12 protein-coding genes and 2 pseudogenes are annotated in these 14,494 nt (G+C 43.5%); 7 read left to right on the top strand and 7 right to left on the bottom strand.

Annotated elements, in window-relative coordinates; genetic code table 11:
* The 3 genes and pseudogenes from BGK49_RS24350 to gadW all read left to right on the top strand — a co-directional run.
* Positions 1 to 200: pseudogene (locus BGK49_RS24350) on the top strand (glutamate decarboxylase); the annotation flags it as partial.
* A gap of 369 nt (positions 201 to 569) precedes the next feature.
* Positions 570 to 1,394: an acid resistance transcriptional activator GadX gene (gene gadX, locus BGK49_RS24345; RefSeq protein WP_001191062.1), complete on the top strand. Its 825-nt coding sequence runs from the start codon at positions 570 to 572 to the stop codon at positions 1,392 to 1,394.
* Positions 1,395 to 1,762: 368 nt separating this feature from the next.
* Entirely contained in the window at positions 1,763 to 2,491 is a 729-nt protein-coding gene (gene gadW, locus BGK49_RS24340; protein ID WP_000149991.1) for an acid resistance transcriptional activator GadW, read from the top strand.
* Between the two features lie 362 nt (positions 2,492 to 2,853).
* Here the strand turns inward: gadW and mdtF are convergent, their stop codons facing one another.
* Together mdtF and mdtE are read right to left on the bottom strand one after the other, a co-directional pair.
* The gene (gene mdtF, locus BGK49_RS24335) at positions 2,854 to 5,967 is read right to left on the bottom strand and encodes a multidrug efflux pump RND permease MdtF (protein ID WP_000024894.1); all 3,114 of its coding nucleotides are present in this window, start codon (positions 5,965 to 5,967) and stop codon (positions 2,854 to 2,856) included.
* A 24-nt stretch (positions 5,968 to 5,991) separates the two neighbouring features.
* Positions 5,992 to 7,101 (bottom strand): multidrug transporter subunit MdtE, encoded by a 1,110-nt coding sequence (mdtE, locus tag BGK49_RS24330; protein WP_001340474.1) that lies wholly within the window; start codon positions 7,099 to 7,101, stop codon positions 5,992 to 5,994.
* Between the two features lie 107 nt (positions 7,102 to 7,208).
* On the opposite strand from mdtE, the gene BGK49_RS24325 reads away from it, so the two are divergent.
* Positions 7,209 to 7,487, top strand: coding sequence for a hypothetical protein (locus BGK49_RS24325; protein WP_001205329.1), 279 nt, complete (start codon positions 7,209 to 7,211; stop codon positions 7,485 to 7,487).
* Here the strand turns inward: BGK49_RS24325 and gadE are convergent, their stop codons facing one another.
* Both gadE and hdeD read right to left on the bottom strand, forming a co-directional pair.
* The gene (gene gadE / locus BGK49_RS24320; protein ID WP_005031732.1) at positions 7,488 to 8,015 is read right to left on the bottom strand and encodes an acid resistance transcriptional activator GadE; all 528 of its coding nucleotides are present in this window, start codon (positions 8,013 to 8,015) and stop codon (positions 7,488 to 7,490) included. It lies immediately after the preceding gene.
* Between the two features lie 798 nt (positions 8,016 to 8,813).
* Positions 8,814 to 9,386, bottom strand: coding sequence for an acid-resistance protein HdeD (hdeD, locus tag BGK49_RS24315; RefSeq protein WP_000965672.1), 573 nt, complete (start codon positions 9,384 to 9,386; stop codon positions 8,814 to 8,816).
* Positions 9,387 to 9,640: 254 nt separating this feature from the next.
* Between hdeD and hdeA the strand changes: the two genes are divergently transcribed.
* The 3 genes from hdeA (at position 9,641) to BGK49_RS24300 (ending at position 11,126) form a co-directional block, all read left to right on the top strand.
* Positions 9,641 to 9,973, top strand: coding sequence for an acid-activated periplasmic chaperone HdeA (gene hdeA / locus BGK49_RS24310; RefSeq protein WP_000756551.1), 333 nt, complete (start codon positions 9,641 to 9,643; stop codon positions 9,971 to 9,973).
* Between the two features lie 115 nt (positions 9,974 to 10,088).
* On the top strand, positions 10,089 to 10,415 hold the full coding sequence (gene hdeB, locus BGK49_RS24305) for an acid-activated periplasmic chaperone HdeB (RefSeq protein ID WP_001298717.1): 327 nt from the start codon (positions 10,089 to 10,091) through the stop codon (positions 10,413 to 10,415).
* 63 nt (positions 10,416 to 10,478) lie between these two features.
* Positions 10,479 to 11,126 (top strand): MgtC/SapB family protein, encoded by a 648-nt coding sequence (locus BGK49_RS24300; RefSeq protein WP_005039165.1) that lies wholly within the window; start codon positions 10,479 to 10,481, stop codon positions 11,124 to 11,126.
* Positions 11,127 to 11,167: 41 nt separating this feature from the next.
* Here BGK49_RS24300 and BGK49_RS24295 read toward each other — a convergent pair whose 3' ends face one another.
* From BGK49_RS24295 to BGK49_RS30025, 3 genes and pseudogenes are all read right to left on the bottom strand, one after another.
* Positions 11,168 to 11,698, bottom strand: coding sequence for a helix-turn-helix transcriptional regulator (locus tag BGK49_RS24295; protein ID WP_000478610.1), 531 nt, complete (start codon positions 11,696 to 11,698; stop codon positions 11,168 to 11,170).
* Positions 11,699 to 11,853: 155 nt separating this feature from the next.
* Positions 11,854 to 12,420, bottom strand: coding sequence for an outer membrane lipoprotein Slp (gene slp, locus BGK49_RS24290; RefSeq protein ID WP_001057453.1), 567 nt, complete (start codon positions 12,418 to 12,420; stop codon positions 11,854 to 11,856).
* 354 nt (positions 12,421 to 12,774) lie between these two features.
* A pseudogene (locus BGK49_RS30025) lies at positions 12,775 to 13,892 on the bottom strand (hypothetical protein).
* Positions 13,893 to 14,494 lie beyond the last annotated feature (602 nt).

The raw sequence follows: 14,494 nt of genomic DNA, 5'->3' as shown, positions 1-14,494 counted from the left end.
TGCGCGGCTGGCAGGTTCCGGCCTTCACTCTCGGCGGTGAAGCCACCGACATCGTGGTGATGCGCATTATGTGTCGTCGCGGCTTCGAAATGGACTTTGCTGAACTGTTGCTGGAAGACTACAAAGCCTCCCTGAAATATCTCAGCGATCACCCGAAACTGCAGGGTATTGCCCAGCAGAACAGCTTTAAACACACCTGATAACATAACGTTGTAAAAACCGAATGCCCAGCCTTTAAAAAAACAGCTGGGCATTCGGTTGCTTATTAATCGCAATAATATATTGGCTGTCTATTCATCGTGTTGATAAGATATATGTTATATGAATGTTTATTAAATGTAGCGATTGCCTTTAATGTCACGAAAGGGGATTATTTTCTTGCTATTAATTTCACTGCGTTCTTAAACACGTTTTTGTATTATAAATCCAGTCATCCTGCCCGTAGAACATCACACATTATCATCCTGTTCTCCCGCTTCGTTTAAATTTATTTATCAATCAATTTGACTTAAGAGGGCGGCGTGCTACATTAATTAACAGTAATATGTTTATGTAATATTAAGTCAACTATGCAATCATTACATGGGAATTGTCTAATTGCGTACGCAAGACATAAATATATTCTCACCATGGTTAATGGTGAATATCGCTATTTTAATGGTGGTGACCTGGTTTTTGCGGATGCAAGCCAAATTCGAGTAGATAAGTGTGTTGAAAATTTTGTATTAGTATCAAGGGATACGCTTTCATTATTTCTGCCGATGCTCAAGGAGGAGGCATTAAATCTTCATGCACATAAAAAATTTTCTTCATTACTCGTTCATCACTGTAGCAGAGATATTCCTGTTTTTCAGGAAGTTGCGCAACTATCGCAGAATAAGAATCTTCGCTATGCAGAAATGCTACGTAAAAGAGCATTAATCTTTGCGTTGTTATCTGTTTTTCTTGAGGATGAGCACTTTATACCGCTGCTTTTGAACGTTTTGCAACCGAACATGCGAACAAGAGTTTGTACGGTTATCAATAATAATATCGCCCATGAGTGGACACTAGCCCGAATCGCCAGCGAGCTGTTGATGAGTCCAAGCCTGTTAAAGAAAAAATTGCGCGAAGAAGAGACATCATATTCACAGTTGCTTACTGAGTGTAGAATGCAACGTGCTTTGCAACTTATTGTTATACATGGCTTTTTAATTAAGCGAGTCGCAGTGTCCTGTGGATATCACAGCGTGTCGTATTTCATTTACGTCTTTCGAAATTATTATGGGATGACGCCCACAGAGTATCAGGAGCGATCGGCGCAGGGATTGCCGAACCGTGACTCGGCGGCAAGTATTGTTGCGCAAGGAAATTTTTACGGCACTGACCGTTCTGCGGAAGGAATAAGATTATAGAATTTTACTCAGACATAAAAAAAAACCCGGCATAGGGGACCGGGAAGAGGATAGTCTGCCGTCTCCAGACTAATAAACCGTTATAACACTCCCTGTTGGCACGGGAAACTTTGTGCTCTCAGTAAGTTAAATATAACTTTTACTGGAAATAAGATCAGCCATTTTTTTATAAACATAAGCTATACGCTGTGCGAAAATATATTCGTGCTGCATTTACTTATTATCAATTAACTGTTATGCAAAACTACTTTGTGGATAAATTTTGGTCCTACCAAATCTGGCAGTTTTTGCGCTAAGAAACAGTCTGGCAACATTTCATTAGTATACTGAAATTGAAATAATCGCAGTATGAAATATAAGGGATAATCATGACTCATGTCTGCTCGGTGATCCTCATTCGTCGTTCATTCGATATTTATCATGAACAGCATAAAATATCGCTGCATAACGAGAGTATCGTGCTGCTGGAGAAAAATTTGGCAGACGATTTTGCGTTTTGTTCACCGGATACGCGACGACTGGATATCGATGAGCTGACAGTTTGCCATTACTTACAAAATATTCGTCAGCTACCACGCAATTTAGGGTTACATAGCAAAGACCGTCTATTAATTAACCAGTCACCCCCCATGCCGCTGGTGACGGCGATTTTTGATAGCTTCAATGAATCCGGGGTAAATTCACCGATACTGAGCAATATGCTCTACCTTTCCTGTTTATCGATGTTTTCTCATAAGAAAGAACTGATCCCCTTACTTTTCAATAGCATCAGCACTGTTTCAGGAAAAGTTGAACGCCTTATTAGCTTTGATATCGCCAAACGTTGGTATCTGCGCGATATCGCGGAAAGAATGTATACCAGCGAGAGTCTCATCAAAAAAAAGTTGCAGGATGAAAATACCTGTTTCAGTAAAATATTACTCGCTTCCAGGATGTCGATGGCCAGACGATTACTCGAGTTACGTCAAATTCCTCTGCATACTATTGCAGAAAAATGTGGCTATAGCAGTACGTCGTACTTTATAAACACATTTCGACAATATTATGGTGTAACGCCACATCAGTTTGCGCAACATTCGCCAGGTACCTTTTCCTGACATATTTTGCATTTGAATATTGGTCAGGATCTCACACCTGCTTCATGTGAAACTCTTCCCTGATGATTTCTGCCGGGCTACCGGCTAGTTCTCTTTCGCAGTTTGCCAGGCGGTATAGGTATTTTCAGGAGGAAAAGACTCGGCATGTTTGGGATTATTAAGCTGACAATTCATACGATTACGGGAATGTGGGTCAGTATTGTGCTGTTCAAATTGATGACGAATGGCTGGAGTGGTTTCTACTTTCAGTGCTGTGTACTAAGCCTGGTATTCCTGACGGTTAGCTGGTTGTTGAGTGGTGAATGGTTAGCAGGAAAGAGTAAGGCTGAACCTTCACGTTCAACCTTACTCTCATTTACACGTTACGCTTTTTTAAAGCGGGCAAAGAGATGTTCCACTACAACGAAAAAGACCGGAACGAAGTAAATTGCCAGCACTGTTGCGGCAAACATCCCGCCCATCACGCCGGTACCTACCGCGTTTTGCGCGCCAGAACCGGCACCATGACTGATAACCAGCGGCAGCACGCCGAGAATAAAGGCCAGAGAGGTCATCAGGATTGGGCGTAAACGCATCCGCGCCGCTTCGATGATTGCCCCTATCGGCGTTTTCCCTTCTTTCTGCATCATCTCAACGGCAAATTCGACAATCAGGATGGCGTTCTTGGCGGAAAGCCCGATGGTGGTCAGCAAACCAACCTGGAAGTAGACGTCATTACTTAAGCCGCGCAGATCGGTGGCCAGTAATGCGCCAACGACGCCTAACGGAACAACCAACATCACCGAGAACGGAATTGACCAGCTCTCATAGAGTGCGGCGAGGGCGAGGAACACCACGACCAGTGAAATGGCATACAGTGCAGGAGCCTGGTTTGAGGATAACGCTTCCTGATACGACAGTCCGGTCCATGAGTAGCCGACGCCTGCCGGAAGTTTAGCGACCAGGTCTGCCATAAATTTCATAGCGTCACCGGTACTTTTCCCGGCCGCCGCTTCACCTAAAATCTCCATTGACGGGATGCCGTTGTAGCGTTCCAATCGTGGTGAACCATAGGTCCATTCGGTAGACGAGTAGGCAGAAAGCGGTGCCATCGTGCCAGAGGCGTTGCGTACATACCATTGGTTGATGTTATCCGGCAACATACGGAACGGCGTGCCTGCCTGGACATACACTTTTTTCACCCGCCCCTGGTTGAGGAAGTCGTTCACGTAGCTGCTGCCGAAGGCGGTGGAAATTGTCTGGTTGATATCAGACAGCGCCACACCCATTGCCTCAGCTTTCGCGGCGTTGACGTTCACTTTGAACATCGGCGTATCTTCCAGGCCGTTCGGGCGTACCCCGGTGACCTGGTCAGGCGATTGCGCTGCCAGTGATAACAGCTCGTTTCGTGCCTGGGTTAGTTTTTCGTGCCCCAGGTTACCGTTGTCCAGCAGTTCCATATCAAAACCTGACGCGGTACCCAGTTCAGCCACCGCGGGTAAGTTGAACGGGAAGACGACGGCTTTATTGATACTGCTTAACGCAATCATTGCCCGCTGAATGATCGCGGTAACCGAGTTTTCCTCACCGACACGTTCAGACCACGGCTTGAGACTGATAAACGCCAGGCCGTTGTTTTGCCCCTGGCCGCTGAAGCCAAAGCCGCCAACGGTAAACACCGACTGAACATTATCTTTCTCTTTTGTAAGATAATAATCCGTCACCTGTTGCAGCACTTTCGTGGTGTTAACCATGGTGGCACCGGAAGGTAACTGCGCGGTGGTCATAAATACCCCCTGATCCTCTTCTGGTAAGAAAGAGGTCGGTGTACGCAGGAACAGCACCGCCATCCCGGCGCAAATCAGCAGGTAGACCACCATGTAGCGACCGGTACAACGCAACAGCGAGCGGGTGCTATCGGTATAGTGCTGAGTTGATTTTTCAAACAGCGTGTTGAAGCGTGCGAACAGGGCGTTAGGTTTGTGACCGCCTTCCGGCGCGGCTTTCAGAATGGTGGCGCACAGGGCAGGGGTCAGGCTCATTGCCACAAATACTGAAAGCAGCATGGAGGAGATCAGCGTGATGGAGAACTGGCGGTAGATCTCCCCGGTTGCGCCGCTCATAAAGGCCATCGGCATAAACACTGCGGAAAGAACAACAGCAATACCGACCAGCGCACGTTGGATCTGCCCCATCGATTTATGCGTCGCTTCCTTCGGTGGTAGCTTATCTTCCGCAATGACACGCTCGACGTTCTCCACCACCACGATGGCGTCATCCACCAGTAACCCTATCGCCAGCACCATCCCGAACATAGTTAACGTGTTGATGGTGAAACCGACCGCCGACAAGATCGCAAACGTCCCGAGAATAACCACCGGTACGGCAATCGTCGGGATGATTGTGGCACGGAAATTCTGCAAAAACAGATACATGACCAGGAAGACGAGGATGATAGCCTCAACCAGTGTTTTAAAAACTTCCTGAATAGAAATTTCGATAAACGGCGTGGTGTCGTAAGGATAAACCGTCTTCAGACTTGCGGGGAAATAGGCTGATAAGCGGTTCAGCTCCTCTTTGACTGCCCGCGAGGTATCCAGGGCGTTTGCTCCGGTAGCCAGTTTGATGGCGATCCCGGCAGCAGGTTTGCCGTTATAGCGCGCCACGGTGGAATAATCTTCCGCTCCAAGTTCGACGCGGGCGACATCACGCAGCAGCACTTGCGAACCATCTTGCTGAACTTTCAACAGGATTTTGCCAAATTCTTCCGGCGTTTGCAGACGCGTCTGCACAATGATCGAGGCGTTTAGTTGCTGGTCTGCCGCCTGTGGCATGCCACCCAGTTGACCACCGGAAATCTGGTTGTTTTGCACCTTAATCTGGGAAATAACATCGGAAGGTACCAGATTGTATTTATTGAGTTTTTGCGGGTCCAGCCAGATACGCATGGCGTACTCGGAACCAAAGAGCTGTACGCTACCAACGCCCGCGGTACGGCTTAGCGGGTCTTTGATATTAGACGCTACATAGTCCGCGATATCGTACTGGTTGAGGCTGCCGTTATCAGAAATAAACGCCGCTACCATCAGAATATTACTGCTCGACTTATCAACGCTAATCCCCTGCTGCTGCACCGCTTCAGGTAATGAAGGCATAGCGAGTTGCAGTTTATTTTGCACCTGAACCTGTGCGATATCAGGAGATGTCCCAGTCTCGAAGGTCAGAGTGATAGAGGCATTACCCGCCGCATCACTGGTTGAAGACATGTACATCAGGCCATCAAGCCCATTCATATTTTGCTCAATCACCTGAGTGACCGAGTCTTCTACCGTTTGCGCATCGGCACCTGGATAGGTAGCGCTGACGGTAATGGTCGGTGGCGCAATCTGCGGATACTGCGCAACCGGTAAGTTCATGATCGCCAGACCACCTGCAAGCATCATAATAATGGCAAGTACCCAGGCAAAAACCGGGCGATCAATAAAATAGTTAGCCATGAAAGTCCCCTTAAGCCTGCAACGTTATTGTTTCGATTCGGTGCTGGCGTTTTCCTGGCTGGAGGAAATTGCTCGTGCTTTGATACCCGGACGAATGCGTTGCAAACCGGAAACGATCACCCGATCGCCAGCCTGCAAGCCAGAGGTGACAACCCACTGGTCGCCGATGGCTTTGCTGGCTTCAATTTCGCGTAGCTGCACAACATCGTCTTTATCCAGAATGAGCGCCGTTGCTTTACCCTGGGCGTTGTGGGTGACGCCTTCCTGCGGCACCAGTAATACATTCTGGCGGCTACCTTCATCCACTAATGCCGTGACGTACATGCCAGGCAGCAAGTCACCATTTGGGTTGGGGAAAATCGCCCGTAACGTCACGGAGCCCGTGGTTTCATCCACCGTCGGGTCGGAGAATTTCAGTGTGCCGGTCTGGCTGTAGCGTTTACCATTTTCCAGATTGAGCTGTACTGGCGTACTGCCCTGAACCTGTTTGATTTGCCCACTGGCGACCTCTTCTTTCATGCGCAAGAAATCCTGCACCGACTGCGTGAGATCGACATAAATCGGGTCCAGACGTTGTACGGTAACCAGCGAATCTGCCTGATTAGCGGTAACGAGTGCGCCGACGGTCACCGACGATTTCCCGCTGACGCCCGTAATCGGCGAGGTGACATTCGCGTATTGCAGATTGATCGTCGCCTGTTCAACAGCCGCTTTGGCGACGGTGACATTGGCTTCTGCTTCATTCAGCTGGGTGCGCGCGGTGTCGTAATCCTGACGGCTAACGTAGTTGGTCTTCAGCAACGATGCCTGGCGGTTAAAGGTGATGCGGGCATTGCTGGCGGTAGAGAGCGCTTTCGCCAGCGAGCCTTTGGCGGAGTTTAGCTCGGCCTGTAAAGGTGCAGGATCAATCTGATACAGCGAATCGCCCTGGTTCACTTTATCGCCTTCGATAAAGTTGCGTTTAATGATAATACCGCCCACCTGGGGACGTATCTCGGCAACTTCATAAGGAACGGTTCTACCGGGCAATTCGCTCAACACATTGACCGAACCGGGGGAGAGTGTGACGACACCGACCTCAGGCGTCATGGCGGCGGCGTTTTCCGCCGATTTGTCATCGCAGGCGGTGAGCATCGCGCCGCAGAATAACAACGGTATTAACAGCTTTCTTCTTCTGTTCATTTTAGTCCCTGAAAATTCTTGAGAAATAACGGTTCTTTAAATTGCGCGCGAGGAGAGATATGAGGGATTTACAGACCAGCGGCATAGTGGGGTTGTCAGCCAGTAAGGTGGGATACAGGCACAGTGATCGACATGGTGAGGTCAACGACAAAAAAAATGTTGCCGTTCTGCCAACAGTTCCTGCCAGCATTCGGGCAACGAAGGGTTCTACTGGTGGATACACATACCAGGGGAATAAAGTCGTTTTAGCCTCTCCTTTAGTAATCACCGGGGGTAATGAAATCAGCATCTGCATCCCTCGTCATGCCAGCCATCAATTTCAGTTGCTTATGTCCTGACTAAAAATAAGATGTGATACCCAGGGTGACGATGTCGCTCATACGTCTTAGTTTCAACTTGTACATAATGTTGAATTTCTGAATCTTTAATGTTTGTTGCGAAATATTGAGCGTCAACGTGATATTGCTTTCATTTTTATTTTTCAGAATCAGTTGCATAATTTTGAACTGATTATGTGAAAAACATAATTGTGAATTCTTATGGGGCACGTGTTTACCATAAGTAATCTCAAGAAGATTTTTGATACTTTCTTTGCGGCTAACAAAATAAATAGGCGCTTTAGCTTTTAGTTTACTGATGTGATAAGGTGCCAAAACAATAATTCTCTCGGCATCTAATTTCTCCAGAAATTTAATCGCTTCTTCATCAAGGATATGATTGTGATAGGTATCAATGATAACCTTGAAGGGTTTATTGCCTACTTTTTTGATCTCTGACAGGGAATTGATTTTTATCATTTCGTGATTATCTTTCAACTGCCAAAAGCCCTGTAAAAGAAAAGAATCTTTCGTCATGAGAAAAATCATAACTTGCTCCTTAGCCGTTATCGTTTCGAACATGTCATCCTTTTCATTATTTACATCCTTGTCCGAATCGTTGTTCAATATAGTAAACGCCTATAAGAACTTTACCCTTCGTGAACTAATACGTCTATTAACACTAATCAATACTTCAGATTTATCCATCACGCACTCCATATATTGATCCTAAGTAAGATTCCTGGTTGTTATCAGCTTGTAAATAGTAAACAAAAAGTTAACGTTTGCGGATTACTGCCCAAGAATAAGTTATCAATAACCAGTTTGTGATCTCTGAAGAATATTACTAAAGTTAAAATGTAATCCGATTTAAATATCGAGTCTCCTTGTTTCGACTTAAGCTGGCAATTGGATTGCCAGCTTTCTTTTAACGCATTGAAATTACCTGAGTAAATAACGTATTCATGTATTCAGGTTTTTATATAGCGTCTGGAGACACGGATATTTATGCAATGTAATCAACGCCAGTTGCAAAAAAATGAACCCGGATTACTTATTTAACCGCCCATAGCATCAACGCTTACGGAACTCTTTGTTCACTTTCCCACAGCACTTTTAAAACATTAAACCTGACTACGGAAAATATCAGCCATGATAATGTTTGAAATGGCTAATTTGCCATGGAGTGAAAAAAATTAGATGAAATTCAGTAGGTTGAAATAATCACTAGCAGGTAATTATTTCAATGATAGTGCGCAATTGATCTACAACACTGCGTAGCGGAGAGAGTATTAATCGGATCATAGTCACATCAAGTGACTATGATCCGGGTGACAACCGGGGTAATTATTGCTGCTTAACGAACAAACTGGCGAAGCTGAACAGGCTGGCGGCGCTAAATATCAGTTCAATTCCCACCAGTGTGGAAACCAGCGTTACAGACACCATCGGCGTTGCACCAAGGAATATCCAGGCAATGACGATATCCAGCACACCAATAACGAGCTGTAGCCAGCTGCCTTTCATTGAACGCTGACGATACCAACTCATCAGGCGAATAACCCCTGCAACACAGAACAAACCGGCAATAAATGCCGCAATGGCAAAAATGCCCAGCTCCGGTGCGCGGATGAAGAAATAGCCGATCAATAAATAGGCGACTGCGACGAGGAAACCGGATAATACCGGCCAGAAATTATGACTGCGGTTGCTGAATAACCCGACAATAAGCGCAATACCCGAGCAGATTAATAATGCACCCACTACTGTGCTTAAAATATCGCCAGAGACGAACGGGAAACTGATACACAGCAACCCGACGATAAACAGCAGCACGGCAATAAACTGGATTGCTCTGCGATGTTTTTTAAGCATCTCCAGATCAAACTTCAAAATTGTTGCCTTATCTATATATAACATAGAACCACCCTATAAAATTAAGAAGAAAATCCCCTGCTATCAATCTATGCCAAAAACGCGTCTAAGAATGCAGTCGATTTAATAAAAATTTCCTAATTGCAGTATCTGATGCATCTGTAACTCATTGTATTGAAATAAAAATATCTGATTTTGATATTTTCCATCAACATGACATATACAGAAAACCAGGTTATAACCTCAGTGTCGAAATTGATTCGTGACGGCTCTTTCACTTTATAGTTGAGGATATTACGATGAAAAAAGTATTAGGCGTTATTCTTGGTGGTCTGCTTCTTCTGCCAGTTGTGAGCAATGCAGCGGATGCGCAAAAAGCAGCTGATAACAAAAAACCGGTCAACTCCTGGACCTGTGAAGATTTCCTGGCTGTGGACGAATCCTTCCAGCCAACTGCAGTTGGTTTTGCTGAAGCGCTGAACAACAAAGATAAACCAGAAGATGCGGTTTTAGATGTTCAGGGTATTGCAACCGTAACCCCAGCTATCGTTCAGGTTTGTACTCAGGATAAACAAGCCAACTTTAAAGATAAAGTTAAAGGCGAATGGGACAAAATTAAGAAAGATATGTAATTCCGGGAATGCGTTACATCGTACTTCCTTGCATATTGAACAGGCCGGAATATCTTCTTTAAAAGCAGCTATTCCTCCTGTTCATATATAATCTATATATTGAATGGGTTACAAAATGAATATTTCATCTCTCCGTAAAGCGTTTATTTTTATGGGCGCTGTAGCGGCTTTGTCACTGGTGAACGCACAATCTGCGCTGGCAGCCAATGAATCCGCTAAAGATATGACCTGCCAGGAATTTATTGATCTGAATCCAAAAGCAATGACCCCGGTTGCATGGTGGATGCTGCATGAAGAAACAGTATATAAAGGTGGCGATACCGTTACTTTAAATGAAACCGATCTCACTCAAATTCCTAAAGTGATCGAATACTGTAAGAAAAACCCGCAGAAAAATTTGTATACCTTCAAAAATCAAGCATCTAATGACTTGCCGAATTAATGAGGTACAAGTAAAAAGGAGTAGCAAGTTGAGCCATCTTGCTGCTCCTTTTTGCATTTTTATATGACAGCAGAATTTATTATACGTCTTATACTCGCGGCAATTGCCTGTGGCGCTATTGGCATGGAAAGGCAAATGCGAGGCAAAGGAGCAGGGTTACGCACACATGTATTAATTGGCATGGGAAGCGCCCTGTTTATGATTGTTTCGAAATATGGTTTTGCTGACGTGCTGTCTTTAGATCACGTCGGACTCGACCCCAGCCGTATTGCTGCTCAGGTGGTGACGGGCGTCGGGTTTATCGGTGCAGGTAACATTCTCGTTCGTAACCAAAATATTGTAGGTTTGACGACGGCAGCGGATATCTGGATGACCGCCGCTATAGGTATGGTTATTGGCAGTGGTATGTACGAATTGGGTATGTATGGTTCAGTGATGACCTTGCTGGTGCTGGAAGTCTTCCATCAATTAACCTTCCGCCTGATGAACAAAAATTACCATTTACAGCTGACATTAGTGAACGGTAATACGGTATCAATGCTCGACTGGTTTAAGCAGCAAAAAATAAAAACGGATTTAGTTTCGTTGCAGGAAAATGAAGATCATGAAGTGGTCGCCATTGATATCCAGCTTCATGCCACAACGTCGATAGAAGATCTGTTGCGATTATTAAAAGGTATGGCAGGGGTGAAAGGCGTTTCAATTAGCTAATCTGTGTGGCAGCGTAGTCAGACTCACCGTAAGCCTGAAATTCACACCAGATAATCAATATGCTGATGGCGTACCAGCTCATTGATCCGCTTAAGATTGAGGATCATCATGATATTGTGTTTATGGCAGTAGAACGTTTTTAGCGTTATTTTCAGTTTCTCCAGAATATCCTCCGTTGTCATTTGATTCGCAATGCAGCTCAGAACCTGATGTTGCTTGCGCGAAAGTGACACAGCCGCTTCAGGCACAGAGCAGTAACTGCCATTGATGAGTGCGACAAAATCGATGATAGTGATAGTCCGCGGAACAAAGGTCACCGGCACTTTCCCCAGGCAGCGTTTAATATTAAAGGGGGAGAAAATAATCACATGGACAGGTTTTAATCGTTCAATTTGAGTGAGAAAATTAGAATGAAATACATTATTCATTAATGTATCAATAATGACAAAGGCATTCTGATGCAACATTCCGTCGATCTCTTCTTCGTTCTGTATATGAACGACATTACCTTTGCTCAAAATGTTTTTCATCGCGGTGAAGAACATCGTATCCCTGGTAATTATAAGAAACATAACCGACTCCTGGTGCGGACATTAATTTTATAATCAGTTTGCCAAAGGTAATTAACAGGACAGGGCTTATAATAATAATAGTTAGCTTGCTGTGTATTAATTTTATGTAATGCACGATGCAGATGCTGAGAAAGCATCTGCATCTTTCGGTGGTGTTATTTGACCAGCTCAGGTGTTACCTGACTCACCGCATTGGTGTAGTAAGGCGCACCCCAGCCCGGTTCCGGCCAGAATGCACCATAGCCGTAATCCCATAGGTTATAGGTGGTATTAACCACTTCTCTCAAATGCCACACCTGGATGCCCTGCATATTCACTTCCAGGAAGTTATACGGGACTTTATTGATAAAGCCAGGTTGTTCACCCTGAATGGTACCGAGGATGGTAACAAAGTGATTACGATAGTTCACTGGGTCAAGGAAGCCGCTTTGTCTGGCGAGCAGTCGGCCCTGATAGTTGGCTTCAATATCAGGTTTCGCATAGCTATCCAACGGTAATACAGCGATTTCTAACAACGTATCCGTTTTGCCATTGATAACGTTGATAACCTTCCCACCAAAGCGCGCTTGTTGACCAACATATAACCCCGGCTGGTTATGAACAGCAACAAAACTTTTTTGAATATCAGGTTGGTTATTGCCTTTGATATTTTGCGGAATTGAACTACATGCGGCAAGCAAAAATGAAAGGCTGAGGATGAGTGCACCTTTTGTCATGTTCATGTTACTATCCTTATCAACAAATATTAAAACCATAATAGATATTTCTTTATAGTTTTCATCTGATTCTGAGGCGATATGCCTGATAGTAACGTAAACCTGTCTGATGTTTATATCCCTTTTGTTTAGTTCAATTCCATTGATTTTGGGGCGTGGCATAAGTATCCATCGCCCCATAATATAATCCTTTGTTTTAAAATTACATAAAATCTATTTTTATTCAATAATTATAAAGTGCTAATAATCAATATTATGGTATTATATTCTGATAATGATTTGATAAGCGAATTCTTTTGCCAGATGGTATTTCTATTTCCACCCCATAATTTATATCTTTTTCATTAGGAAGTGGCCTCTTTAAATAAGGCGTGTGTGACATTTTTTTTGGGTTAAGCGTCTCGAATTGAAATACTTCGAACTGATATTCAGACATTTCTGCCCATGTTTGAATTTTATTGTATCGAGAGAGTGTCGTAGAGGCTTTAACTTGCTTATAACATTGTTTTTGGAATTCTTGCTGATATTTTAATATGTCATTGTATGAAAGATTGGTTATCCTGGCCTCTAAAAATTTAATTATTGTCGAAGCAATTTCCGCTTTTGCTCGTAAAAAGTTGTCATTAATGGTTAATAATGTTGAAAATAAACCTTCGATTTGTTTGTCAAGATATTGACCATCTTTATATAATTTGGGGGGTAGGGTGTTCTTTATGTAAAAAAATAGTGTCACCTAAATTTGCGTCAGTGATATTTATATTAAGTAGATCTTCGAAATAAAACCTTGACAAGGTTAGAACGAACCCGGAAAGGTTCTGTCCTGTCATATTGAAATCAATAAAGTTGGTTCCGGCAAAGACTTTCATCCTGTTTTTATTTTCACTGTGCTCAATATATAACTTCGTCATTTTTTGATACAGGCTTTGAATATCTTTTATATTAGTTGGTAAGTCAGCTCGTTGTTCAGCAATAAAATTAGTATCTGAAAACATGGTTTGGACACTGAATGTTATGGGTATTCCCTCTTCTACGCTAATTTTAGTTATGATTGCCTTGTCGGGTTTAGGATTAGCGACAACAATGATTCGACATTCAGCACTTTTGTTTTTTTCATATCTAATGTTATTAATCTGATTAAGTATTGATTGTGTCTGTTGCGTAAGTGGTGTCGAACTTATCGTTTCAATGTTATTAATAAGACTTACAAGTTGAACCACAACTTTTGAGTAGTCTGCATTTGTATATGTGGTGTTCGTGTGGCATGCATTAATTTGTTGGAGTTGTTGTTGCGCTAAATCAAATTGTTCAGGGTTGTATCCTTCTTCAGAGAATGTGGAATTAATGGGTTGTTGTTCTTCCCAATTATCACAAGGCCACTTCGGTGTGTCTGGCGTTTTAACATTATCGGTATTTGTTGTGCAGTTATAAATATCGCCGTGATATGTATTTATTATACCTGGGGTAAAGTCAATTGACATAACATTTATTATTCATCATCTGTTTTATGCTAAGGTTTTTAAATTGGATAATTAGAACAGGAATGGATTTTCTTCTACACACAATAAATATAATGCGTTATATCTTCCTGATATAATTACCTTTAAATTCCCTTTCATTTCCACCCGGTAATATTTGTGTATAAAAAAAGCAGTGATAGTATCGTAAAGGAAAACGTTAACAACTATCAAAAAGCGCTCATTTTAAAAAGTTATTATGTTCTCCGATAGTGTGTGAAGTAATATTTTTGTGATGTTTTTGATGTGTAATAATGAACCAGGTTAAAGTGTATTTAAAAATGTGTTGTATTAGCGGCTGAAATCTGCCTTTTAAAAAGGAGGAGGGTACTGAGACAAAGAGTCATTGCTTCTCCGATAAAATGTCAGAGAAGCATGATTACGTGGTTATTGTCTGTTGATGACTTGTTGACCGAGCCGTCATCATTCTCAATGCATTAGTTAAATCATTTGTGATTTTTAAGGATTGGATTTGCCCCTATATTTCCAGACATCTGTTATCACTTAACCCATTACAAGCCCGCTGCCGCAGATATTCCCGTGGCGAGCGATAACCCAGCGCACTA

It is taken from the genome of Shigella sp. FC1544, assembly GCF_001722145.1.
Classification (GTDB): domain Bacteria; phylum Pseudomonadota; class Gammaproteobacteria; order Enterobacterales; family Enterobacteriaceae; genus Escherichia; species Escherichia coli.
The sequence above is the reverse complement of the archived record's forward strand: the minus strand, read 5'-3'. Positions and strand labels throughout refer to the sequence as shown.

Excerpts from the sequence above, each read along its gene's own strand:
- mdtE (WP_001340474.1), bottom strand. The coding sequence starts at position 7,101 with ATGCTCACCGCCTGCGATGACAAATCGGCGGAAAACGCCGCCGCCATG.
- BGK49_RS24300 (WP_005039165.1), top strand. The coding sequence starts at position 10,479 with ATGACAGCAGAATTTATTATACGTCTTATACTCGCGGCAATTGCCTGT.
- hdeB (WP_001298717.1), top strand. The coding sequence starts at position 10,089 with ATGAATATTTCATCTCTCCGTAAAGCGTTTATTTTTATGGGCGCTGTA.
- hdeA (WP_000756551.1), top strand. The coding sequence starts at position 9,641 with ATGAAAAAAGTATTAGGCGTTATTCTTGGTGGTCTGCTTCTTCTGCCA.
- gadE (WP_005031732.1), bottom strand. The coding sequence starts at position 8,015 with ATGATTTTTCTCATGACGAAAGATTCTTTTCTTTTACAGGGCTTTTGG.
- gadW (WP_000149991.1), top strand. The coding sequence starts at position 1,763 with ATGACTCATGTCTGCTCGGTGATCCTCATTCGTCGTTCATTCGATATT.
- BGK49_RS24325 (WP_001205329.1), top strand. The coding sequence starts at position 7,209 with ATGAGGGATTTACAGACCAGCGGCATAGTGGGGTTGTCAGCCAGTAAG.
- gadX (WP_001191062.1), top strand. The coding sequence starts at position 570 with ATGCAATCATTACATGGGAATTGTCTAATTGCGTACGCAAGACATAAA.
- BGK49_RS24295 (WP_000478610.1), bottom strand. The coding sequence starts at position 11,698 with ATGTTTCTTATAATTACCAGGGATACGATGTTCTTCACCGCGATGAAA.
- slp (WP_001057453.1), bottom strand. The coding sequence starts at position 12,420 with ATGAACATGACAAAAGGTGCACTCATCCTCAGCCTTTCATTTTTGCTT.
- hdeD (WP_000965672.1), bottom strand. The coding sequence starts at position 9,386 with ATGTTATATATAGATAAGGCAACAATTTTGAAGTTTGATCTGGAGATG.
- mdtF (WP_000024894.1), bottom strand. The coding sequence starts at position 5,967 with ATGGCTAACTATTTTATTGATCGCCCGGTTTTTGCCTGGGTACTTGCC.